The organism is Rhizobium sp. BK650, assembly GCF_014195325.1.
Lineage (GTDB): Bacteria > Pseudomonadota > Alphaproteobacteria > Rhizobiales > Rhizobiaceae > Rhizobium.
On the sequence record NZ_JACIBK010000002.1, the window covers coordinates 561,493 to 582,398 of the forward strand.

26 protein-coding genes are annotated in these 20,906 nt (G+C 59.0%); 20 read left to right on the forward strand and 6 right to left on the reverse strand.

All coding sequences use genetic code 11. From position 1 onward, the window contains the following. Nucleotide 1 precedes the first annotated feature (1 nt). The 9 genes from FHX15_RS07070 to visR all read left to right on the forward strand — a co-directional run bounded on the left by FHX15_RS07070 (nucleotide 2) and on the right by visR (nucleotide 7,652). Nucleotides 2–469 (forward strand): chemotaxis protein CheW, encoded by a 468-nt coding sequence (locus FHX15_RS07070; RefSeq protein ID WP_184394937.1) that lies wholly within the window; start codon nucleotides 2–4, stop codon nucleotides 467–469. After that, nucleotides 466–1,377, forward strand: coding sequence for a protein-glutamate O-methyltransferase CheR (gene cheR / locus FHX15_RS07075; RefSeq protein ID WP_184394940.1), 912 nt, complete (start codon nucleotides 466–468; stop codon nucleotides 1,375–1,377). Before FHX15_RS07070 ends, cheR begins: the two co-directional genes overlap by 4 nt. Beyond that, on the forward strand, nucleotides 1,374–2,423 hold the full coding sequence (cheB, locus tag FHX15_RS07080) for a protein-glutamate O-methylesterase CheB (RefSeq protein ID WP_184394942.1): 1,050 nt from the start codon (nucleotides 1,374–1,376) through the stop codon (nucleotides 2,421–2,423). Before cheR ends, cheB begins: the two co-directional genes overlap by 4 nt. Beyond that, nucleotides 2,423–2,812 carry a response regulator gene (locus FHX15_RS07085; RefSeq protein WP_183748948.1) on the forward strand — a complete coding sequence of 130 codons (390 nt, stop codon included), beginning with the start codon at nucleotides 2,423–2,425 and terminating at the stop codon, nucleotides 2,810–2,812. The genes cheB and FHX15_RS07085 overlap by 1 nt, the downstream gene beginning before the upstream one ends. After that, nucleotides 2,809–3,363, forward strand: coding sequence for a chemoreceptor glutamine deamidase CheD (cheD, locus tag FHX15_RS07090; RefSeq protein ID WP_184394945.1), 555 nt, complete (start codon nucleotides 2,809–2,811; stop codon nucleotides 3,361–3,363). The genes FHX15_RS07085 and cheD overlap by 4 nt, the downstream gene beginning before the upstream one ends. 16 nt (nucleotides 3,364–3,379) lie before the next feature. Beyond that, nucleotides 3,380–3,769 carry a hypothetical protein gene (locus tag FHX15_RS07095; RefSeq protein ID WP_184394948.1) on the forward strand — a complete coding sequence of 130 codons (390 nt, stop codon included), beginning with the start codon at nucleotides 3,380–3,382 and terminating at the stop codon, nucleotides 3,767–3,769. A 114-nt stretch (nucleotides 3,770–3,883) separates the two neighbouring features. Next, on the forward strand, nucleotides 3,884–5,578 hold the full coding sequence (gene fliF / locus FHX15_RS07100; RefSeq protein WP_184394950.1) for a flagellar basal-body MS-ring/collar protein FliF: 1,695 nt from the start codon (nucleotides 3,884–3,886) through the stop codon (nucleotides 5,576–5,578). A gap of 572 nt (nucleotides 5,579–6,150) precedes the next feature. After that, nucleotides 6,151–6,897 (forward strand): transcriptional regulator VisN, encoded by a 747-nt coding sequence (gene visN / locus FHX15_RS07105; protein WP_184394952.1) that lies wholly within the window; start codon nucleotides 6,151–6,153, stop codon nucleotides 6,895–6,897. A gap of 8 nt (nucleotides 6,898–6,905) precedes the next feature. Beyond that, nucleotides 6,906–7,652 (forward strand): transcriptional regulator VisR, encoded by a 747-nt coding sequence (visR, locus tag FHX15_RS07110; protein WP_184394954.1) that lies wholly within the window; start codon nucleotides 6,906–6,908, stop codon nucleotides 7,650–7,652. A 59-nt stretch (nucleotides 7,653–7,711) separates the two neighbouring features. Here the strand turns inward: visR and FHX15_RS07115 are convergent, their stop codons facing one another. From FHX15_RS07115 to motA, 6 genes are all read right to left on the reverse strand, one after another. Further along, nucleotides 7,712–8,152, reverse strand: coding sequence for a hypothetical protein (locus FHX15_RS07115; protein ID WP_184394956.1), 441 nt, complete (start codon nucleotides 8,150–8,152; stop codon nucleotides 7,712–7,714). Between the two features lie 5 nt (nucleotides 8,153–8,157). Then, a complete protein-coding gene (flhB, locus tag FHX15_RS07120; protein ID WP_184394958.1) occupies nucleotides 8,158–9,237 on the reverse strand; it encodes a flagellar biosynthesis protein FlhB in 1,080 nt (359 codons plus the stop codon). Nucleotides 9,238–9,369: 132 nt separating this feature from the next. Continuing rightward, entirely contained in the window at nucleotides 9,370–10,407 is a 1,038-nt protein-coding gene (fliG, locus tag FHX15_RS07125; RefSeq protein ID WP_184394960.1) for a flagellar motor switch protein FliG, read from the reverse strand. A gap of 28 nt (nucleotides 10,408–10,435) precedes the next feature. Then, nucleotides 10,436–11,077: a flagellar motor switch protein FliN gene (gene fliN / locus FHX15_RS07130; protein WP_184394962.1), complete on the reverse strand. Its 642-nt coding sequence runs from the start codon at nucleotides 11,075–11,077 to the stop codon at nucleotides 10,436–10,438. A 66-nt stretch (nucleotides 11,078–11,143) separates the two neighbouring features. Further along, nucleotides 11,144–12,091: a FliM/FliN family flagellar motor switch protein gene (locus tag FHX15_RS07135; RefSeq protein ID WP_184394964.1), complete on the reverse strand. Its 948-nt coding sequence runs from the start codon at nucleotides 12,089–12,091 to the stop codon at nucleotides 11,144–11,146. Continuing rightward, nucleotides 12,092–12,964, reverse strand: coding sequence for a flagellar motor stator protein MotA (gene motA / locus FHX15_RS07140; protein WP_184394966.1), 873 nt, complete (start codon nucleotides 12,962–12,964; stop codon nucleotides 12,092–12,094). A gap of 249 nt (nucleotides 12,965–13,213) precedes the next feature. Between motA and flgF the strand changes: the two genes are divergently transcribed. The 11 genes from flgF to flgH all read left to right on the forward strand — a co-directional run bounded on the left by flgF (nucleotide 13,214) and on the right by flgH (nucleotide 20,903). Continuing rightward, nucleotides 13,214–13,948, forward strand: coding sequence for a flagellar basal-body rod protein FlgF (flgF, locus tag FHX15_RS07145; protein ID WP_184394968.1), 735 nt, complete (start codon nucleotides 13,214–13,216; stop codon nucleotides 13,946–13,948). Between the two features lie 16 nt (nucleotides 13,949–13,964). Further along, nucleotides 13,965–15,365, forward strand: a complete 1,401-nt coding sequence (gene fliI / locus FHX15_RS07150) for a flagellar protein export ATPase FliI (protein WP_184394971.1) — start codon at nucleotides 13,965–13,967, stop codon at nucleotides 15,363–15,365. 2 nt (nucleotides 15,366–15,367) lie between these two features. Further along, nucleotides 15,368–15,910: a flagellar protein gene (locus FHX15_RS07155; protein WP_184394973.1), complete on the forward strand. Its 543-nt coding sequence runs from the start codon at nucleotides 15,368–15,370 to the stop codon at nucleotides 15,908–15,910. Between the two features lie 164 nt (nucleotides 15,911–16,074). Beyond that, a complete protein-coding gene (flgB, locus tag FHX15_RS07160) occupies nucleotides 16,075–16,467 on the forward strand; it encodes a flagellar basal body rod protein FlgB (protein ID WP_132652652.1) in 393 nt (130 codons plus the stop codon). A gap of 4 nt (nucleotides 16,468–16,471) precedes the next feature. Next, the gene (gene flgC / locus FHX15_RS07165; protein WP_184394975.1) at nucleotides 16,472–16,891 is read left to right on the forward strand and encodes a flagellar basal body rod protein FlgC; all 420 of its coding nucleotides are present in this window, start codon (nucleotides 16,472–16,474) and stop codon (nucleotides 16,889–16,891) included. Beyond that, nucleotides 16,891–17,232: a flagellar hook-basal body complex protein FliE gene (locus tag FHX15_RS07170; RefSeq protein WP_184394977.1), complete on the forward strand. Its 342-nt coding sequence runs from the start codon at nucleotides 16,891–16,893 to the stop codon at nucleotides 17,230–17,232. Before flgC ends, FHX15_RS07170 begins: the two co-directional genes overlap by 1 nt. A gap of 19 nt (nucleotides 17,233–17,251) precedes the next feature. Further along, nucleotides 17,252–18,040, forward strand: coding sequence for a flagellar basal-body rod protein FlgG (gene flgG, locus FHX15_RS07175; protein WP_184394979.1), 789 nt, complete (start codon nucleotides 17,252–17,254; stop codon nucleotides 18,038–18,040). A 16-nt stretch (nucleotides 18,041–18,056) separates the two neighbouring features. Next, nucleotides 18,057–18,539: a flagellar basal body P-ring formation chaperone FlgA gene (flgA, locus tag FHX15_RS07180; RefSeq protein WP_184394981.1), complete on the forward strand. Its 483-nt coding sequence runs from the start codon at nucleotides 18,057–18,059 to the stop codon at nucleotides 18,537–18,539. After that, nucleotides 18,536–19,657, forward strand: coding sequence for a flagellar basal body P-ring protein FlgI (locus FHX15_RS07185; protein WP_184394983.1), 1,122 nt, complete (start codon nucleotides 18,536–18,538; stop codon nucleotides 19,655–19,657). Before flgA ends, FHX15_RS07185 begins: the two co-directional genes overlap by 4 nt. After that, nucleotides 19,654–20,193, forward strand: a complete 540-nt coding sequence (locus FHX15_RS07190) for a MotE family protein (RefSeq protein ID WP_184394985.1) — start codon at nucleotides 19,654–19,656, stop codon at nucleotides 20,191–20,193. Before FHX15_RS07185 ends, FHX15_RS07190 begins: the two co-directional genes overlap by 4 nt. Continuing rightward, on the forward strand, nucleotides 20,190–20,903 hold the full coding sequence (gene flgH / locus FHX15_RS07195) for a flagellar basal body L-ring protein FlgH (protein WP_132652645.1): 714 nt from the start codon (nucleotides 20,190–20,192) through the stop codon (nucleotides 20,901–20,903). The genes FHX15_RS07190 and flgH overlap by 4 nt, the downstream gene beginning before the upstream one ends. Nucleotides 20,904–20,906: the final 3 nt, after the last annotated feature.

Sequence of the window (20,906 nt, forward strand, 5' to 3'; positions counted from 1 at the left end):
AATGTCGTACACGGCAAAAAATCTGACACTGGGCGGAAACGAGCTTATCGCATTTCGCATCGGCGATCAGGAATTCTGCGTGAACATCATGGCAGTCCGCGAGATCCGGGGCTGGACTCCGGCGACCGCGATGCCGCATTCGCCATCCTATATGATTGGCGTCATCAACCTGCGTGGCGCTGTGCTGCCGATCATCGATCTGTCCGCCCGGTTAGGCATGAAGCCTGTCGATCCGACTGCACGTCACGTCATCATCGTCGCCCAGGTCCGCCGCAAAGTGGTGGGCCTGCTGGTCGATGCGGTTTCCGACATTCTGACGGTCACCGACGATGACATCCAGCCGACACCCGAGATTTCCTCGGACCTTCAGCGTCAGTTCGCCCGCGGCATTCTCTCGATCGAAAAGCGAATGATCTGCCTGATCGAACTCGAAGCCCTGTTCCCCGACATCGAAAGCGAAGCCGCATGAATGCACTTGGCATAAGAGATCAGAGGCAGCCTGGTGCCGATGAGGTTTTGGCGAGCGGGGAATACCCGCTGACGCGCCGCGATCTCTCGGAAATCGCGGCCATGATCTATGCGGATGCGGGAATCTATCTCAATGAGACGAAGGCCTCGCTGGTCTACTCTCGTTTGTCGAAGCACATCCGCAACCTTGGCCTTTCAGGTTTCCGGGAATATTGCGAGCTTGTCGCTTCGCCGGCAGGTGCTGCTCCCCGCCGTGAGATGCTGTCGCACCTGACGACCAACTTCACGCGGTTTTTCCGCGAAAATCATCATTTCGAACATTTGCGTGACAACGTGCTGCCCGACCTTCTGAACCGGGCGCGCGCAGGTGGCCGTGTCCGGATCTGGTCGGCTGCGTCCTCGGATGGGCAGGAACCCTATTCGATCGCACTGACCGTTCTGTCGATGATGCCGAATGTCGCCGACTACGACTTCAAGATCCTCGCGACAGACATCGACCCGAAAATCCTCGCGATCGCCCGGACCGGCGCCTACGACGAAAACGCGCTGGAAACAGTCTCGCCTGCCATGCGTAAGCAATGGTTTACCGAGGTCGAAATGCAGGGGCGCCGTAAATTCCAGATCGACGACCGCGTGAAGCGCCTCATCACCTACAACGAGCTGAATCTGATGGCTCAGTGGCCGTTCAAGGGCAAGTTCGACGTCATCTTCTGTCGCAACGTCGTGATCTACTTCGACGAGCCGACGCAGATGAAGATCTGGCAGCGCTTCGCCGGCCTGTTGCCGGAGGGCGGCCATCTCTATATCGGCCACTCCGAGCGCGTCTCGGGCGAGGCCAAGCACGTCTTCGACAATATAGGCATCACCACCTATCGCTATACGACCAAGGGTACCGGGAGGAAGGCATGAGCGCTCCGGCAAGAGTTCTCGTCGTTGACGACTCGCCGACCATGCGCGGCTTGATCTCGGCTGTCTTGAGTTCGGATCCCGAAGTCAATGTCATAGGTCAAGCCGGCGACGCCCTGGAGGCGCGCGAAGCGATCAAGCGGCTGAACCCCGACGTCGTCACGTTGGACATCGAGATGCCGAATATGAATGGCCTCGACTTCCTCGAAAAGATCATGCGCCTACGGCCCATGCCCGTCATCATGGTCTCGACCATGACGCATCGCGGCGCGGAGGCGACGCTCGCTGCTCTCGAAATCGGTGCCTTCGATTGCGTTGGTAAACCGCAACCGGGCGAGCCGCGCCCCTTCGGCGACCTCGTCGAGAAGGTAAAGGCTGCCGCACGCACGCAGCGCAATTTCGCCCAACCGGCCAAACCTGCTGTCGTCGCGCCGCCGCCCGCAGTCGCGGATTTCCGTGTCGGCCGCAAGATCGTGGCCATCGGTTCTTCGACCGGTGGCGTGGAAGCCCTGATCGCCGTCTTGCAGAAATTCCCGGCGAATTGCCCGCCGACGGTCATCACCCAGCATATGCCGCCGACCTTTACCAAGAGCTTTGCCGAACGGCTGAACCGTCTATGTGCGCCCGTCGTGGAAGAAGCGACCGATGGTGCCCGTCTTGAGATAGGCAAGGTCTATCTGGCCCCCGGCGGCGAGCGTCATCTGCAGGTTTCCAATGCATCGGCCCCGTGCTGCAGACTGGTCGAGCGGGGACCGGTCAACGGCCATCGCCCGTCGGTCGATGTGCTCTTCGATTCCGTTGCCGAGCTCGCCGGACGCAATGCCGTCGGCGTGATCCTCACCGGCATGGGTCGTGATGGGGCCGCCGGGTTGTTAAAAATGCGACACGCAGGAGCAAGAACGCTCGGCCAGAACGAAAAAACCTGTGTTGTTTACGGAATGCCAAGAGTTGCCTACGAACTTGGCGCAGTTGAGCAGCAGCTCCCGCTCGCTGCTATCGGCGAAGAAATATTGAAAATGACAGCCGCCCGAAAGGAAGGGACCGAATAATGTCGATCGCGGAGAAAATCAAAGTTCTGATCGTTGACGATCAGGTTACGAGCCGTCTGCTGCTCAGCGACGCGCTGACGCAGCTCGGCTTCAAGCAGATCACGGCCGCCGGTGACGGCGAGCAGGGCATGAAGATCATGTCGGAGCAGCCCCACCACCTCGTGATCTCGGACTTCAACATGCCGAAGATGGATGGCATCGGCTTCCTGCAGGCTGTTCGCAGTAACCCCAATACCAAGAAGGCGGCCTTCATCATCCTTACCGCACAGGGCGACCGTGCGTTGGTGACGAAAGCTGCCCAGCTTGGCGCGAACAACGTTCTGGCGAAGCCCTTCACCATCGAGAAGATGAAAGCGGCTATCGAAGCCGTGTTTGGAGCCCTGAAATGATCACTGAGGGTGCGGCCCGCCGCGTGCACATCATTCAAGGTGAATACAAGGTCCTGAGCGATCCGGATGCGGTGCTCACGACGATCCTTGGCTCGTGCGTGGCTGCCTGCCTCAGAGATCCCGTCGCTGGTGTCGGCGGCATGAACCACTTCCTGCTGCCGGGGACAGGCAACACCCCGATGACCGGCGGCGACGCCACGCGATACGGCGTGCATCTCATGGAACTGCTGATCAACGGCCTGCTGAAAAAGGGCGCCCGGCGCGACCGGCTGGAGGCCAAGATATTCGGAGGCGCGAAGACGATCTCGACATTCTCGAATGTCGGCGAGCAGAACGCGGCCTTCGCCGTCCAGTTCCTTCGGGATGAAGGCATTCCAGTGGTCAGCTCCAGCACCGGCGGCGAGCACGGACGCAAGATCGAATATTGGCCTGTTTCCGGCCGTGCCCGTCAATATCCCCTGACCGGCGCCGAAACGCAGCGAACCGCCGCTCTCGAACAGCGTCCCACCGCTCCGCAGAAGCCCGCCGAGACAAGTATCGAATTCTTTTGATGGCGAGGATTTTCATATGACTTTTACACCGATGATGGAGCCGCCGGCGCCGGTTGAAGCGCTGAGCGACGTACTGATGCGTATTGTCTCCGAGCTCCATGACGTTGCCTATCTGATCGAGCGGATCGAGCCCCAGCTGGTCGAACTTGGCGGCACGGAAATCCTGAACTCTCCCGACAGCATGAAGGTCATGCAGGGTATCGATCTTGCCGTGCAGAAATCGCGTGGCCTGGCTGAATTCATCGACACCATCACCGGTGAAATTCCGCAAAATTGGTCGATCGATGTCGCCACCGCGCTGAGCCTCGTCAAGCTTGCTGAAATGCAAAAAGCCCTCGGCGGCGGTACTCGTCACGGCCACTCCCAGCCGCTCAGCAAAGCGGCCGGCGACTTCGATTTCTTCTGAGACGGCAATTCATTACTGCAGGCGCTGAACGAAACGCTCGCACAAGTTTCGGCGTCTATTCGTCAAATGAGGCAATAAGCCTGCTTTGTCTTTGACGGATTGTGCGAGAACAGAATGAATCTGTTAAATCAATTAGTTCAGATCTTTAAGAACTTTGGTTCCCTTGGGCGGACGCGTTTGATGATCCTTGGTGGGGTCGGCGCCGCTTCCATCGCAATCATTCTGGCGGCGGCCATTTTCGTCAACAAACCGGCCCAGGAAACGCTTTACGTCGGCCTTGAAAAGCCGGATCTGAACCAGATCAGCTTGGCTCTCGCCGAAAGCAACATCGATTTCCAGGTCGGAACCGACGGTTCCAGCATCACCGTACCGGCCGGCATGACCGGCAAAGCCCGCTTGTTGCTCGCCGAACGAGGTCTGCCGAACAGCGCCAATGCCGGTTACGAACTCTTCGATAACGTCGGTTCCCTCGGCCTCACCTCCTTCATGCAGGAAGTGACTCGCGTGCGCGCTCTCGAAGGTGAAATTGCTCGCACCATTCAGTCGATCTCCGGCATCACCGCTGCGCGCGTCCACATCGTCATGCCCGAGGTCGGCAATTTCCGTAAAGCCGAACAGAAGCCGACGGCCTCCGTGATGATTCGCGCCAGTGCCGCGACAGGGCGAAACGCCGCCACCTCGATCCGCCACCTCGTCGCCTCGGCCGTGCCGGGGCTTGATGTCGCCGACGTGACGATCCTCGATTCCGCCGGCCAGCTTCTTGCCTCCGGCGATGACGCCGCCAACGGTACGCTTAACCGCTCGCTCAACATCGTTCAGAACGTCCAGCAGGAAGTCGAATCGAATATCGATAAGGCCCTCGCACCCTTCCTCGGCATGGACAACTTCCGCTCCAGCGTCACGGCCAACCTGAACACCGACGCCCAGCAGATCCAGGAAACCACCTACGATCCGGAATCCAAGGTCGAGCGCTCTGTCCGCTCCACGAAGGAAGCGCAGCAGTCACAGCAGAACCAGGCCGACAACGCGACGACGGTCGAGCAGAACATTCCGCAGGCCGCGCCTCAGGCCGGCGGCGCCAACGGTCCGCAGTCGCAGGACAAGTCCGACAAGCGCGAAGAACAGACGAACTACGAAATCAACAGCAAGACCACGGCCACGACGCGCAACAGCTACCGGGTCGAAAAACTCTCGGTCGCCGTGGTCGTCAACAGGGGCCGCATCGCCAAGATGGTTGGCGAACCGGCGGACCAGGCCAAGATGGACGCCTATGTCGCCGAAATGCAGAAGATCGTCGCTTCGGCCGCCGGTATCGACTCCAGCCGCGGCGACGTGGTCACCGTCACCGCAATGGACTTCCTGGAGAACCAGCTTCTCGACGAAGCCAACAGCGGCATCCATGTCATGGATATGCTGAGCCGCAACCTCGCTGGCATCATCAACTCGCTTGCCTTCGTCGCTGTCGCCTTCGTCGTGGTTTGGCTTGGTGTTCGTCCCCTCATCCGCACCGTCAATGGTTCCGGCTCCTCCGCAGTAGCGCTCGGCGATACATCACCGGAATCTGCAGGCCTGGAACTGCCGGATTTCGCACCGGCGAGCGCTTCCGCGGGCGGCGCGCTCATGGATGGCTTCGGCTCCGATTTCGGCTTCGACAGCACCGAGGATCTGCTCAGCCTTGGCGACGACGACGGCAATTTCAACCGGCGCGTCAAGGAAGGTCCGGAACGCAAGCTTGCTCGCATGGTGGAGATCAACGAGGAGCGCGCCGCAAAGATCCTCAGGAAATGGGCTATCGACGAAGCAGCATGATGAAAAGGCCGGGAAACCGGCCTTTTTCATCTGTAGAGGGCCTAACGAACGCTATTGGAAACTCCAACCGGGTCGCGAAGAGCCGGTCTCTCTCGTGACGGAGAATTCCGATGTGAAGAGTGCTGTATCGCTTCGCGGAAGAACCAAGCCCTGCGTGGAGTGGGCCGAAAGTATATCTCCATCACAACGGTAGTTCATTGCTTTTACGTGCTTGAGATTTGCTTCCTGTGGGCATGCCGGTACGTCGTTCAATTGGTCCCGAACTGTGACAATTAGATCATTGTTAACGATAATCCCGCCCGCCGCCACTCGCGCATAGGGCGAGGAACATTGCGGTCAATGCCAGAATCATCTTAGCTCAGCATATCTCTGCGAGAGTGGAGGGGTTGTCGAATCACCGCATGAAAGTTCGCGAAAGTAAATCCCCAGAAGTCGGAGATGGTGATTTACTCTGCTTGGCTTACGCTTAGGTGATTCGAAGTGGGATTCGCGTGGGGCATGTGTTTGAATCCCTTTCACAAAACTGAATTTCTATGCGAGAATCGACAGTTTCTCAGCCGCAGGCACTGCCAATGGATATGGATATATTTCAGGCGAATAAAGGCGAGAAGCAGATGGCGAACTTCGTCGGCGTCAATGTGGCAGACCTTCAGCCGCGCGACGAACTGATCGATTGCCTGCGTGTCATTGCTGAAACCGGCAAACTGCAGGCCGGCTTGCGGGCGCTAACCGATTATGTCGGGGCCATGCATTATCTGATGGCGCGCTGCGACCTCATCCAGGAAAGCGGCCTGGATTTTATCGTTTCGTCCGATTGGCCTTTCGATCTGGTGAAGGACGTCGCTAATGATCTGGTCACCGGTTATGCGCGCTCGACAGAGTTCGAGAAGTGCATGCAGGTGCTGCAGCCGGGCTTTGCGCTTCTGCCCGAGAGAACTGAAGTTCCATATGGTGCAAGCCACCAATATTGCTCGCTGACCTTCAATGTCGGCCGCTCCAGGCTGGCGCTGATGTTTCTGTTCAAGGAAGGCTTCGTACTTTCGCCGGAACGTCTGCGGGATGTCGGCCTCCTTGCGGGCTATTTCGCAAGCTTCCTTCGGTGCGGGGGCACGAAGGTTGACCGCGATTTCGAACTGACGGAGCGAGAGCTGGAATGCCTCTTCTGGATCGCAGAGGGCAAGACCAGCGACGAGATTGCCATGATCCTCGGTATCTCGCGTAATACCATTAATAACTACATCACCAGCGTGATGCGTAAGACTGCAACGAAGACGCGTTCCGAGGCGATAGCCTTTGCCGTTCGCAACAATCTCGTTTGAGGGAGATTATGGGGCATCAACTGGGCAGGGCAATAAGCAATACGGACCAGATGCGCATGGTGCGTGCGAACAGGATTTCCAGCCGGTCCGACCTTTTCCCGCGCCTGATTGCCATGCAAAAGCTTGCGGACGCCCAAGCTTTCGCCGTCTTTCGTGTCAGCGGCTCCGGCGTACCGGCAAAGCAGCGGCTGATCTGCGAGCTGGAGAACTGGGGTCCCTCGAATTCCGGCTTCGGCAAGGCCTTCGTCGATGCCCACGGCGATACTTTGCTCGACCATATTGATCGTTCGCTGCTGCCGCTGTTCTGGGCGGGCAGCCATGATCGTGCGGCTCCCGGTCCAGCCGACTTTTCACCTTTCATGGTGAGGCTGAAAGACGGAATAGTACCCTTTTCCGGCCTTGCCTTTCCGGTGCGACTCGGCGCCGTTGGCAACGGCTTCGTGCTCTTCACGGGCGACGACCTCGATCCTCGGAGCGATGCGATTGTCGAGCTACACGGTCGGTGCTGCAACATCATGATGGACCTGCTATCGCTCGATGAGCGGCGTGCAGCGGCGACCGAAGCATTGAGCGAGCGCGAGATTGCCTGTCTTCAGCTTGCTGGCGACGGCCGCATTAGCGAGGAAATTGCCGACAAACTCGGCCTGTCCGTCCACACGGTGAACGCCTATCTCGGTTCGGCAACTATCAAGCTCGATTCGGTCAATCGGATCCAGGCGATCGCCAAGGCGATACGCTTGGGCTATATCAGCTGATGCAGCAAGGCCCGGCGCCTTGCGGGCCGGGCCTGATAGTTCCAAGCGGGAAAATTGCCTTAGCCAGCGAGCGCCCGTGGCCCTGCCACCGTATAGCGCGATTCACGCAGGCTTTTTTCAAGGAAAGCCGTGTTTTGATCCGGATCGCCTGACGCGTTCTGGAAGGAAATATGATTGATCTCGATACCGGCATGGTCTTCAGCCAAAGTCAGCTGCGCATAGACGGTTACGCCGCGCGGCTTGATTTCGAGATCGAGCACAACTTCGGGCTTGCCACCCCATTCCAGCGTATAATTTCCACCCAGGCCGAAGTTGACAGTGCCGGGATGGAAAAACAATTCCGCGGCGGAAGCGACGAGGTCGGCGAGATTGCCGTAATACTCGAAACGCAGCAGAGAAATCAGATCGGATGCGTCCAGAAGCCTGAGCTCGGTTGCGACCGGGCTGATCGCCTCCGCAAGGATTTTTTCACGCTGGGCAGAGTAGGGGCACTTTTTCATTCGACTTATCTTACCCGTTTGTTCTTGGCCTCCGCGGCGTAAACCCGATGAATGAGTTCTGCGACGGCCTTATAGAAGACTGACGGTATGACACTATCCACCGAGACTTGCGCAAACATGGAGCGCGCAAGAGGTGGATCCTCGAACACGGGGATGTTGTTGTCTTCGGCGATCTCTCTGATTTTCAACGCGATAAGATCCTGGCCCTTGGCAAGGACGACCGGTGCGTCGTTTTCCTCGCGAACGTAACGCAGCGCCACGGCATAATGGGTCGGGTTGGCAATGACGAGGGTGGCGCGCTGGACGCTGGAGATCATACGCCGGCGGGCACGGTCGCGCATGACGGAGCGCTGCCTGCTCTTGACGAAGGGATCGCCCTGCGACTGCTTGTTTTCCTCTTTCACCTCGTGCTTCGTCATCCTCAGCTCGGTGAACCAATGATACCGCGTCCAGAAGACGTCGGCGATGGCGACGATAGCGGTGGCGATCAGCATGACGATGACGATCTTACGCATCGCCGTCATCATGCGAACCATGATTGTCTGCGGATCGGAGAACATCGCATCGATCGATCCGAAATATTCGCTTTTGAGGACGAAGGAGAGAATCACTCCGACGACCACCACCTTGAAGAGCGATTTGCCGAATTCGATGAGGCCTTGGAGGCTGAAAAGCCGCGACCATCCCTTGATTGCTGAAATACGCGATGCCTGCGGACGAATACGCTCGAGAACCGGCGTCGGCAAGTTTTGAAAGACGGAGGAAGCGATGCCGAACACCATGAACATGATGAATGCAGGAGCCAGAAACGCAGCCACGGCCCAGCCAAGCTTCGCAAAGAGTGAGATGACATCAGGCCCGGTTTCGATCTTCCATTGATCTGGCTGCTCAAAGATGTCGCGCAGCGTTTCGGCCATACGTGACGTTGCTGTTGGAAGGAAGAAGACGAGATAGATGAAAGTCGCCAGTATCGTCGCGAAAATGGAAATTTCGCGCGAATGAGGAGTATTACCTTTTTCGGCCGCATCAGACCGCTTTTTCGCGGTAGGGGCTTCTGTTTTGCTGTCCTTGTCTTCATCGGCCAAATGCGCGGCCCTCCGTCAAAGAAAAAGGCCGCTGCTGGAGCGCGGCCCGTTTCCGTGAAGGGTAGTCTGGTGCTTGCCGCCGTTCAACCGCTGCCTCGCCGGCGAACGGTCTTGTCAACAGCTGCGATAGCTCTAGGCTGCCGCCGGGCCGCCTTCTTTTTCCTTGAGTTCGATCTGCCCGGCATTAGCCAGGCGGATCGCTTCCTGCGCAACGGCACGTCGGGCAATCGCGATCTCGCGCGGATTGACGCCGGCCATGCCGCTCTGCAGATCCGATTCAATCATGCGGCGCTGGCGCGGGCTGATGGCTGAGAGCACCGATTCGCGGATTTCAGCCGATGAGCCGCGCAATGCGACGGTGAGAACATCGGTGGAGATATCGTTGAGCAGCATGACGCGGCTGCGCTGCGGCATGAACATGAGGTCTTCGAAAAGGAAGATCTTCGGACGAACCTTGTTGACCGCCTCGCGGCTGATCGATTCGAGCGAGGTAAGCAGGGTGTCGACCTGCGGCTTGTCCATTTCGTTCATCAGGTCGGCGACCTTGGCCGAGCCGGATGCGTTGCGCTCCGCTTCGATTTCGGCCAGCAGCGTCATCACCTGGTTTTCTATGATCTGCGCGGCCTTCGGGCTGACGCCCTTCATGTTGACCGTGCGGTTCATGATGTCGGCGCGGCGATTGTCGGGAAGCTGCAGCAGTACCTTCGCTCCGAAGGACGAAGGCATCATGGACAGGATATAAGCAACGGTCTGCGGATGCTCGCGCAGCAGGAACTGGGCGACGAAACCAGGCTCCGCCTCGGCGACGCGGTCCCAGATGGAAGTCTCGTAGGCTTGGAAGGCGGTGCGTCGGCCAAGCAGGCTGTCGACTTCGTCAGGCGTCAGCCCTTCTTCAAGGATGGCCTCGATTGCCTTGGCGTTGTCCATCAGGCCGGCGCCTTCGGTGAAGAGATCTTCGAATTCGCTGACAAGCTGGAGAAGCTCGTCCGGTGGGATAGCGCGAAGTGCCTGGGCAGATGCGATAATGGTTTGCAACTCGGCCTGCGTAAAATATTTCAGCAGTCGGCCGGCGACGCCCTTCCCCATAGCGAGAAGAACTGCCGCCGCCTTTTCAGCCTGGGTCAACGGTTTCCCGGCAAGTGCGCCGCCGAAATCGTCAAAGTCCATCATGGTCTAACCTCTCCGTCCCACACAGGGATCAGGCTTTTTTCGTGCTCAAAACTTCTATCAGTTTTACACCGAATCGCGTGTCGTCATTATCAAGAACCGTAATCTCGCCGCGCGCAATCCGGCGGCCGTTCACCATTATTTCGACCGGCTCGCCGATCTTCTTGTCGAGCGCGATCGTGGCACCCTCGGTGAGGTTCATCAGGCCGGATACCTGCATGCGGCTCGTCCCGAGCATGATTTGGACATCGATGGGAATATCCATAATCAGGTCGAGGTTCGAGTTCAGCGCACTGCCGAGCGGTGCCTGCTGGGACTGGAAGGAGCTGCCGCCGAAGCTTGGCGCGGCGTCAAGGCCGGAGGCGCTTAACGCATTCATGCCCGCGGCATCGCCACCGAAATCACCGCCCCCGAAATCGCTGCCACCGAAATCGCTGCCTGAGAAATCGCCGTCCCCAAAGGAGGTTTCGCCGGCATCGCCCCCGAAAGGCGAGAGGTCTGTACCTGCTGCGAAAGCATCGCTCTGCAGGTCATCGCCGAACTGTGAGAGGTCGCCGTCCGAATCTTTCTTCAGCACGCCGCGCAGATCGTCGATAGCCTGATCCAGATCGGCTTCATTGCCTGGCATGTCCAGGGAGAGGTCACTATTCTGCTGTGTCTTCTTCGTAGCCATGAAATCACTATTCCAGTTGAAACTTGCCTCAAACTGCCTTTGCGGCGCCGAGAGCGAGAGAACCGATTAATTCATTAAGTGCCGGATCAGCTCGTCATCCGAATTCATGGTGTCTTTCACACGCACCATATAATTGTCGCCTGAACGACCGAACTCGCACACATACAATTCCCGGCTATTGGCGCTGACTTCGACTCGTACGTCACCGCTGTCACGGAAGGGAATGATGTCGCCGGCCATCAGTTTGGAAATGGTCCGCAGCGTCAGATCCTGCAGGCGTATCTTGGCTTCGAGTGTCACCTGCGAACGACGAACCTGATCGCCGATCTGCTCCGTCCATTCCGGCGACTTGCTCGGCTGCTTTTTCGGTTTCGGCGGCGCAACTTTGGTCTTCAAAAGTGCGGTCTGGGGGACGATCAGACTGAACTCCGAGACGATGCCGGCAAGCGTGATCGACATGTTGATCGCAGCTGCGAATTCGTCGGGACGGTCCTCCGGCGGGCGAATGCGGGCTTCAAGAGCATAGGGAGCCGACAGACTGGGCTCGAATCCGCCTGGCGCGTTGACGGCGGAACGCAGCACCTTGGAAATCTTGTCGAATACCATGCCGGCGAGATCGAGCTCGATCACGGAAAGAAGCCGGTCGGCTGGCTCCTCGATCGTTTCGGCGCTACCGCCAAGCAGATGCTCCATCAGGGTAATGACAAAGCCGTTGCCGCAGCCGATGGTGATGTTCTGGGACCAATTGCGCAGCGTCGCATCGACCAGCGTCATGTTGGTGCTGAGATCGTCGATCAGATCATTCTTATAACCGATCTCGCAGCCTAGATAGCCCACTGTCACGTCGAGACCGGTTTCGCTCTTCAGCATGTCTGGAAGGAATTCGCTGTAGATATCGCCGAAGGAGCTGCAAAGCTTGGCAACCCTGCCCTTGTCGCCGAGACCTCCGGTCAGTTTGGCGAGAAGGGCGGGATCCATTGTCTGCTTGTCATGCGAAGCATTGCTCATAGTCATTTAAGCTGCCTTGTTTTCGCCACCTGGGTTCATCATTTCCTGTTCCACTGCGTCGATCGACGGACGTTCGTACGCCGAGATCGTCTTGCGGCCGTATTCAAGGGCGACCTGCGGCACCGAGCCGTTCATGTAAGCAAGCAAGGTCTGCTTGACGACGACATAGAGGCGGTGCTGCTTGGAGCGCACCACCTTGATCTGCGAGACCAGCGGTGAGCAGACGCAGTAGGAAAGCAGAATGCCGAGGAATGTGCCGACGAGTGCCGAGCCGATGAGGTGGCCGAGCACTTCCGGCGAGTCGTTGATGTGCGCCATCGCCTTGATGACGCCGAGAACTGCCGCAACGATACCGATGGCTGGGAATGAATCACCCATGATCTGGATCGCGTGGTAGGGCTTCATCTTGTCATGAAGGATGGTGTTGATTTCTTCGTCCATCAGCGCCTCGATCTCGTGGGAGCGCGCATTGCCGATGATGATCAGGCGCACGTAGTCGCAGATGAAGGCCGTCAGTTCCTTGTTCTTCAGGACCGTTGGGGCTGACTGGAAGATCGTCGATTCGGCCGGATTGTCGATATGCGCTTCGATTTCGTTGCGCGATTTCGTGCGCAGGTCGCGCATCAGCGAATAGAGCACGCCGAGCGTGTCAAGATAGTTGCGCTCCTTCGGGACGGAGTGCTTGAAGGCCTCGCCGAGCGCCCTGCCGGAGTCCTTCACTACCTTCATGGGGTTCGCCATGATGAAGCTGCCGATGCCTGCGCCGCCGATGATCAGGAATTCGAAGGGCTGAAAAAGGGCATCGACTTCGCCGCCCATCGCCATGAAGCTACCGACGATACAGCCGCAGACAACTACAAATCCGATAATAATATTCATCGTCAGCCCAATCTGAACGTTACTTTTCTTTGCCACCGATAGGGTTTGTGCCTTGCGTGAGGCTGATGAAAGCGGCTTTTGGGCATTCGATTGCGCTGTCAGCTTCGCACAAGGATTTGCCTTCACATTGAACGTGACGAGTGGGCCCATGCGCGCCCATGTCTGAGATGCCGCTCAGCGGAACCCGTGGCCGAACGAAAAGGAGCCAGGTGTTTCGTCCCGTTTATCGCCAATGTGGAGCTTACCGACATGCAATCCGGTCTTTACGTTTCCCTGTCGTCGCAGATGGCCCTCGAAAAACGCCTGACGACGATCGCCGATAACATGGCCAACGTGAACACCACCGGTTTTCGCGGCACGGAGGTGAAGTTCGACGAAATGATGGCGAATAACCAGAACAAGACCAACACCAAGGTCGCCTTCGTCTCCCAGGGCAACGACTATCTGGACGGCACTCACGGTGAAATGCAGCATACCGGCAACATGCTCGACTTTGCAGTCAAGGGCGACGCCTGGTTCTCTCTTGACACGCCCGCCGGCCGCGTTCTGACAAGGGACGGGCGCTTCACAATTCGCGATACCGGCGAGCTGGTCTCTATCCGCGGATATCCGGTTCTCGATGCCGGCGGTGCGCCGATCGTACTCAACACTGCCGGCGGCGAACCGAAGGTCGGCACGGATGGTATCATCTATCAGAATGACCGCCAGGTCGCTTCACTCGGTCTCTTTGAAGCAGATGTCAGCAAGGGTTACCTTCGCTTCGAAAACAGCGGCATCATGACGACTGACCAGCCGCGCGCGGTGGTCGATCGCTTCAATGTCGGCGTCGAGCAGGGCTATCTCGAAAATTCCAACGTCAATGCCATGCATGAGATGACACAGCTCATCGAGGTCAACAGGGCCTTCGAGAGCGTATCGTCGCTGATGCGCGATAGCGAAGACTCGTTCAAGGAAGCAGTACAGACGCTGGGCGGTAGCCGCTAAGGGCAGGGCGTGAAGTATGAATACCACCCTGTTGACCGAGGACGCGCTCTCGCCGAAGCTTACACATCTCGGCGACCTTGCAAAACGCTATGCCTCGCCCGAATTCTCGGTGGCTCACGGCGGTCGCGTGCAGACGATCGCCGCCGGCCACTATACCGTCCGCGGCCTTTCCCGGCATGTGCGCCTCGGCGAGTTCGTAGCGCATAAATCCGCGACTGGCATCCATCTTGGCGAAGTGGTCAGGGTCGAGCCGGATCTGATCTATGTCTGCCCTATCGAACCGGGGGAGCCGATCGGCATCCATGACGTCGTCATCCGCAAGGGTGCTTTCCGCATCTCTCCGTCAGACAGCTGGTGCGGCCGCACCATCAATTCTCTCTGCGAGCCGATCGATGGTCTTGGCCCGATCAGCGAAGGCCTGGACCGCCGTTCGATCTCGAACACCGCCCCGCCTTCAATGAGGCGTCGGCGCGTCGAAAACGGCTTCAAGACTGGTGTGCGCGCGATCGATATCTTCTCGCCGCTCTGCCTCGGCCAGCGCCTCGGTATTTTCGCCGGCTCCGGTGTCGGCAAGTCGACGCTGCTGTCGATGCTCGCCCGCGCCGACGCCTTCGACAAGGTGGTGATCGCTCTGGTCGGCGAGCGTGGTCGCGAAGTTCGCGAATTCATCGAGGATACGCTCGGCAGCAACATGAAGAAGGCAATCGCAGTCGTTGCCACCAGCGACGAAAGTCCGATGCTGCGCAAGATGGCGCCGCTGACCGCCGTGACGATCGCCGAGCATTTCCGCGACAAAGGCGAAAACGTCCTCTTCATCGTCGATAGCGTGACGCGTTTTGCCCACGCCATTCGCGAAGTGGCGACCGCATCCGGCGAGCCGCCGATCGCTCGCGGCTACCCGGCCTCCGTGTTTACCGAACTGCCGCGTCTTCTGGAACGCGCCGGTCCCGGCCCGGAAGGCACCGGCACCATCACGGCGATCATCTCCATCCTCGTCGATGGCGACAATCATAACGACCCGATCGCCGACTCCACGCGCGGTATTCTGGATGGCCATATCGTTCTCCAGCGCAGCCTGGCGGAGGAGGGTCGCTATCCGCCGATCGATCCGCTGGCCTCCATTTCGCGTCTCGCCCGCAAGGCCTGGACTCCTGATCAGGAGAAGCTGGTTGCCCGCCTCAAGGTACTGATCCACCGCTTTGAGGAAACGCGCGACCTGCGCCTCATCGGCGGCTACCGGCCTGGTGCCGATCCCGATCTCGACATGGCGGTCAAGCAGGTGCCGATCATCTATGACGTCCTGAAACAGTCTCCCGGAGAGCGCGAATCGCTCGATGCCTTCGCCGATCTTGCCGGTGCTCTCAAGGCCGCCGCCGGCGTACCCACTCCGAGTGCGCCCATTCAAAGGAGGGCCTGATCATGGCCGGTTACGACGACGAACAGATCGCGGCGCTGAAAGGGCGCAACAAGGGGGCGCTGCTCGACCGCATGCTGACCTTTGTCGGTCTGGCGCTTGCGGGCGCTTCCGCCTTCTTCCCCTGGTATGTCTTCTTCAACGAAGACAAGTTCGGCATCAACGTTGCCGACACAGGGGGCTCACGCACGCTGCCGGATTGGCCGGCGCGCAATGTCTTCAGCGTTTCGCCGCTTGCGATGGTCAACAAGAACGAGCCCGACAAGAAGGTTCCGCCTATCGATAACGTCACGACGGCGACTGTTTCGGAGCTTGGCAAGGAGCGTGACGGCGACGCCCCGATGGAAGATCAGCCTTTCCCCGGTAAGGGCTCTTTCCGTCTGCTGCATGTGGCCAACGGCCGGGCGCTCATCGAGGATCCCTCGGGCATGTATGTTGTGCGCGTCGGTTCGATCCTGCCTGACGAAAGCCGCCTTGCCACATTGGAACAGCGCGATGGCAAGTGGGTGATCGTCACCTCCAAGGGCGAGGTCTACGGAAACAACTAGTTCAGACCAAAGGACGCTGCGAAGCTCACTCGATTAAGCGGGCGGGCGGCGGTCGTCGAGGTCGGCGAGTAATCCCGAAGATTGGCCTGCAAAGCCTGCATTTACCGTAAGTCCCACGCAAGATTACCGCCCTAGTTTGAGCGTAGTAAAAACGGAGAGTTCTCATGCAACCGATTCAACTTTTCGACTTGGCTTCAAAGCAGGCGGAATGGCTGACGATCCGTCAGGAGGTTGTTGCCGGCAACATCGCGAATGCAAACACGCCGAAGTTCCGCGCGAAGGACGTGACGCCTTTTCAGGCGGTGCTCGACCAGTCCGACGTGACAATGACGCGTACCAACCCGATGCATTTGAGCGGCAACGATTTCAGCACGAGCGGCGACATCGACGTGAAGGACGCCGCTCTCGACCAGGAAATCGGTGTCCAGGAATCCGGCAATACCGTCGGTGTCGCCGAAGAGCTCTCGAAGTCGGGCGAGATCAAGCGTCAGTATGACCTGAATACCTCGCTCGTCAGTTCGTTTCATCGAATGATGTTGATGACGGTAAGGAAGTAGACGGATGGATCCGCTTTCAGCAGCAATGAAAATCGCAGGCTCCGGGCTCGAATCGCAGTCGACACGTCTGCGGATCGTCTCGGAAAACATCGCCAACGCCCGTTCGACCGGCGATACGCCCGGTGCCGATCCCTATCGCCGCAAGACGATCACCTTCGGGCAGCAGCTGGATCGCGCCAGCGGCGTCGAGACTGTCAACGTCAAGAAGATCGGGACCGACGAAGGCGATTTCACCAAGGAATACGACCCGAGCAACCCTGCTGCCGACGACAAGGGCATCGTCAAGATGCCAAACGTCAACATCCTGATCGAGATGGCCGACATGCGTGAAGCCAACCGCTCGTATGACGCCAATCTGCAGACGATCAAGCAGACTCGCGACCTTATCTCCTCGACGATCGATCTCCTGAAGAGCGGACAATAATGATCAGCAGCGTACAGAATGTCAGCAATCTTTCGATGACCCGCGCCCTCGGCGCCATCGATACCGAAAATTCCGCCTCTTCTTCGGCCGCGCCCTCATCTGCCGCGGCCGGCATATCCAACGGCCTGAGCTTCGCCTCCGTCATGGGCAACATGGCGAGCGAAGCCGTCAGCAGCCTGAAGGGCGCGGAAAACATGTCTTTTGCCGGCATCAAGGGCACGGCTTCCACGCGCGAAGTCGTCGATTCCATGCTGCAGGCGGAGCAGACGCTCCAGACTGCCATCGCTATTCGCGACAAGGTCGTCTCGGCCTTCCTCGAAGTCACCAAGATGCAGATGTAACTGATTTGAGGACGAACACATGAGAGCGCTCGCCATCGCAGCAACGGGCATGGATGCCCAGCAGACCAATCTGGAAGTCATCGCGAACAACATCGCGAATATCAATACAACCGGTTTCAAGCGCGCCCGCGCCGAATTCACCGATCTTCTCTACCAGACCGAACGCGCCAAGGGTGTCGCCAACCGCGCCAATCAGGCTGTCGTTCCCGAAGGCGCCAATATCGGTCTGGGCGTCCAGACGTCGGCCGTGCGCAACCTGCATCTCCAGGGCGAATTGACCCAGACGGGCAACGACCTCGACGTTGCGATCGTCGGCAAGGGCTTCTTTCAAATCCAGTCGACCGATGGCACGACGCTCTATAGCCGTGCTGGCGCTCTGAACAAGAACGACCAGGGTCAGCTCGTCACCATCGACGGTTACGAAGTCATTCCGGGCATCACCATTCCGCAGGGCTCTACCGAACTGACGATCAGTCGCTCCGGCGAAGTCACCGCCAAGCTGCCCGGCCAGACCACACCGACCACTCTCGGCCAGATCACGCTCGCCGATTTCGTCAACGAGGCAGGCCTGCAGCCAATCGGCGACAACCTCTTTCAGGAAACACCGGCATCCGGTCAAGCCGTCGTCAGCAATCCTGACCAAGACAATATGGGCTACCTCAAGCAGGGCTACCTGGAATCCTCGAACGTCGATCCGGTCAAGGAAATCACCGAGCTGATATCGGCCCAGCGCGCTTACGAAATGAATTCCAAGGTAATCACGACAGCTGATGAAATGGCATCCATCGTCAGCAAGAACCTGAAGTAAGAGGAAAGGGCCGAACATGATGTTTCGCCGGGCAGGACACATCCAAGGATGGGTGGCTGCGGCCACGATCGCAATCGCCGGCATGGTCATGCCGGCAGCAGCGGATGCCGGCATGGGTTATGCCGTCGTTCCGACGACGATCATCTACCCCGGCGACACGATTTCGAGCAGCCAGCTTCAGGAAGTCGAGGTCACCAATCCCAACCTCGCCGGAGACTATGCAAAGTCGGTCTCTCAGGTAGAGGGCCTGGTTTCCAAGCGCACGCTCCTGCCGGGGCGGACGATTTCGATCTCTGCCCTGCGCGAGCCCTACACGGTCACGCGCGGTTCCAGTATCCGACTGGTCTTCCAGCTCGGCCAGATGACCATTTCCGCTGCCGGATCGCCTCTTGAAGACGGTGCGACCGGCCAGATGATCCGTGCACGCAATATGGATTCCGGCGTCATCGTCAGCGGCACCGTGCTCGCCGACGGCACGGTCCATGTGAGGGCAAAATGAAGTTCTTCTTTCGGATTCTGAGCTTTATTGCGGTTCTGGCGATGAGCCTGACCGATGTCGCGCCCGCGTGGGCGCTGACATCTCGCATCAAGGACATTGCCTCGCTTCAGGCCGGTCGTGACAACCAGCTCATCGGCTATGGCCTCATCGTCGGCCTGCAAGGCACCGGCGACGGTTTCCGTGCTTCGCCTTTCACCGAGCAGTCCATGCGCGCTATGCTGCAGAACCTCGGCATCTCCACGCAAGGCGGTCAGTCGAATGCGAAAAATACCGCTGCCGTCATGGTCACTGCCAACCTGCCGCCCTTCGCAAGTCCCGGCAGTCGTATCGACGTGACGGTCAGTTCGCTTGGCGATGCGACGTCGCTGCGCGGCGGCACACTCGTTATGACCTCGCTGTCAGGCGCCGACGGTCAGATCTATGCTGTCGCGCAAGGCGCAGTCATCGTCTCCGGCTTCCAGGCGCAGGGTGTGGCCGCAACTGTGACCGAAGGTGTCACGACCGCTGGTCGCGTCCCTGGCGGTGCCATCATCGAGCGCGAGCTGCCGTCCCGCTTCAAGGATTCGATCAACCTCGTCCTGCAGCTGCGCAATCCCGATTTCTCCACGGCGATCCGTATTGCCGATATCGTCAACGGTTATGCCAAAGCCCGTTTCGGCGGCCCGGTCGCCGAAGCCAAGGATTCGCAGGAAGTCGTCATCGCGAAGCCGCGCGAAGCCGATCTGACCCGCCTGATGGCCGATATCGAAAATCTCGTGGTCGAAACCGACACGCCGGCCAAGGTCGTCATCAACGAACGCACGGGAACGATCGTCATCGGCTCGGATGTCCGCGTCTCACCGGTCGCCGTCAGCTACGGCACATTGACGGTGCAGGTGACGGAAACGCCGCAGATCATCCAGCCGGAGCCCTTCTCGCGTGGTGAGACCGCAGTCCAGCCGCAGACGGATATCCAAGCGCAGAAGACCGGCGGACGGGTCGCCATCATCGACGGTCCCGATCTCCGCACCCTCGTCGCCGGTCTCAACAATATCGGCGTCAAACCGGATGGCATCATCGCCATTCTCCAGGGCATCAAATCTGCTGGCGCCCTGCAGGCGGAGCTTGTGCTGCAATGATGGATATCACGAACCGGAGCCCAATCATCGACCTTCTGCGCCGGCTGACCCTGCCGGCGGCAGGCTTGGTGCTGCTTTCCATTCCCGGTGCCTTCGCTCAGGACGTGGCTCCGGCAGGCGACATCACCTCGACGGACGAGGTCAAGCAGTTCTGCACGAATATCGCCGATCCGGCTCGGGACCAGCGCTACCTTCTGCAGAAGCAGGAACTTGAGAAGCTGCGCGCTGATATCGACAGTCGCATTGCCGAAATGGACAGGCGCAAGGCAGAATACCAGGACTGGCTGAAGCGGCGCGATGATTTCCTCAAGCAGGCTGAAGCCGGCCTGACGGATATCTACAAGAAGATGAAACCGGATGCGGCAGCCCTGCAGCTGCAGGACGTCAGGCCAGAACTGGCCGCCGCCGTCATCATGCGGCTTGGGCCGCGCCAGTCGAGCCAGATCCTGAACGAGATGGATTCCACCAAGGCCGCAAAAATCGCCGGCATCATCGCAAGTGCATCTGATCCCAATACCTCGAAGGATCCTTCATGAATAAGCGTTTACCGGCTGTGATCGCCGCCGTCGCCCTCCTTGCAGGCTGTCAGTCCACGGCAGTTAGGGAGATCGGCCGCGCGCCCGCCATGAGCCCGATCGGCAGCGGTCTCGCCTATGGCCAGACGCCGCAGATGGCGCTCTATCCGAAGCAGCCGCGTGCCGTGGCGCAGGGTTATTCGTTGTGGAGCGATTCGCAGGCTGCCCTCTTCAAGGATGCGCGTGCGCTCAATGTCGGCGACATCCTGACGGTCGTTATCCAGATCAACGACAAGGGATCCTTCGACAACGAAACCAACCGCAGCCGCAAAAATTCGAGCGGGATGAACTGGGATGTTGATGCGCAGATCTTCGGCTGGACGCCTCAATCCAAGACGGATCTGACCTATGGCTCCGATACGAGTACGGACGGTAAGGGCAAGATAGAGCGCACCGACAAGCTCAACCTTCTCGTGGCCGCAGTCGTGACAGGCATTCTCGAAAACGGCAACCTCGTCATCAGCGGCTCGCAGGAAGTCCGCTTGAACCAGGAACTGCGCATCCTCAACGTTGCCGGTATCGTGCGTCCGCAGGACGTCAATTCGGATAACCAGATCTCCTACGACAAGATCGCCGAAGCCCGCATATCCTACGGTGGCCGCGGCCGCCTGATGGAAGTGCAGCAGCCGCCGCGCGGCCAGCAGGCTATCGATCTCTTCTCGCCGCTCTGAGGC

Coding starts and splice junctions, on each gene's coding strand:
- FHX15_RS07070 (WP_184394937.1), top strand. CDS start 2: ATGTCGTACACGGCAAAAAATCTGACACTGGGCGGAAACGAGCTTATC.
- cheR (WP_184394940.1), top strand. CDS start 466: ATGAATGCACTTGGCATAAGAGATCAGAGGCAGCCTGGTGCCGATGAG.
- cheB (WP_184394942.1), top strand. CDS start 1,374: ATGAGCGCTCCGGCAAGAGTTCTCGTCGTTGACGACTCGCCGACCATG.
- FHX15_RS07085 (WP_183748948.1), top strand. CDS start 2,423: ATGTCGATCGCGGAGAAAATCAAAGTTCTGATCGTTGACGATCAGGTT.
- cheD (WP_184394945.1), top strand. CDS start 2,809: ATGATCACTGAGGGTGCGGCCCGCCGCGTGCACATCATTCAAGGTGAA.
- FHX15_RS07095 (WP_184394948.1), top strand. CDS start 3,380: ATGACTTTTACACCGATGATGGAGCCGCCGGCGCCGGTTGAAGCGCTG.
- fliF (WP_184394950.1), top strand. CDS start 3,884: ATGAATCTGTTAAATCAATTAGTTCAGATCTTTAAGAACTTTGGTTCC.
- visN (WP_184394952.1), top strand. CDS start 6,151: ATGGATATGGATATATTTCAGGCGAATAAAGGCGAGAAGCAGATGGCG.
- visR (WP_184394954.1), top strand. CDS start 6,906: ATGGGGCATCAACTGGGCAGGGCAATAAGCAATACGGACCAGATGCGC.
- FHX15_RS07115 (WP_184394956.1), bottom strand. CDS start 8,152: ATGAAAAAGTGCCCCTACTCTGCCCAGCGTGAAAAAATCCTTGCGGAG.
- fliG (WP_184394960.1), bottom strand. CDS start 10,407: ATGATGGACTTTGACGATTTCGGCGGCGCACTTGCCGGGAAACCGTTG.
- fliN (WP_184394962.1), bottom strand. CDS start 11,077: ATGGCTACGAAGAAGACACAGCAGAATAGTGACCTCTCCCTGGACATG.
- FHX15_RS07135 (WP_184394964.1), bottom strand. CDS start 12,091: ATGACTATGAGCAATGCTTCGCATGACAAGCAGACAATGGATCCCGCC.
- motA (WP_184394966.1), bottom strand. CDS start 12,964: ATGAATATTATTATCGGATTTGTAGTTGTCTGCGGCTGTATCGTCGGT.
- flgF (WP_184394968.1), top strand. CDS start 13,214: ATGCAATCCGGTCTTTACGTTTCCCTGTCGTCGCAGATGGCCCTCGAA.
- fliI (WP_184394971.1), top strand. CDS start 13,965: ATGAATACCACCCTGTTGACCGAGGACGCGCTCTCGCCGAAGCTTACA.
- FHX15_RS07155 (WP_184394973.1), top strand. CDS start 15,368: ATGGCCGGTTACGACGACGAACAGATCGCGGCGCTGAAAGGGCGCAAC.
- flgB (WP_132652652.1), top strand. CDS start 16,075: ATGCAACCGATTCAACTTTTCGACTTGGCTTCAAAGCAGGCGGAATGG.
- flgC (WP_184394975.1), top strand. CDS start 16,472: ATGGATCCGCTTTCAGCAGCAATGAAAATCGCAGGCTCCGGGCTCGAA.
- FHX15_RS07170 (WP_184394977.1), top strand. CDS start 16,891: ATGATCAGCAGCGTACAGAATGTCAGCAATCTTTCGATGACCCGCGCC.
- flgG (WP_184394979.1), top strand. CDS start 17,252: ATGAGAGCGCTCGCCATCGCAGCAACGGGCATGGATGCCCAGCAGACC.
- flgA (WP_184394981.1), top strand. CDS start 18,057: ATGATGTTTCGCCGGGCAGGACACATCCAAGGATGGGTGGCTGCGGCC.
- FHX15_RS07185 (WP_184394983.1), top strand. CDS start 18,536: ATGAAGTTCTTCTTTCGGATTCTGAGCTTTATTGCGGTTCTGGCGATG.
- FHX15_RS07190 (WP_184394985.1), top strand. CDS start 19,654: ATGATGGATATCACGAACCGGAGCCCAATCATCGACCTTCTGCGCCGG.
- flgH (WP_132652645.1), top strand. CDS start 20,190: ATGAATAAGCGTTTACCGGCTGTGATCGCCGCCGTCGCCCTCCTTGCA.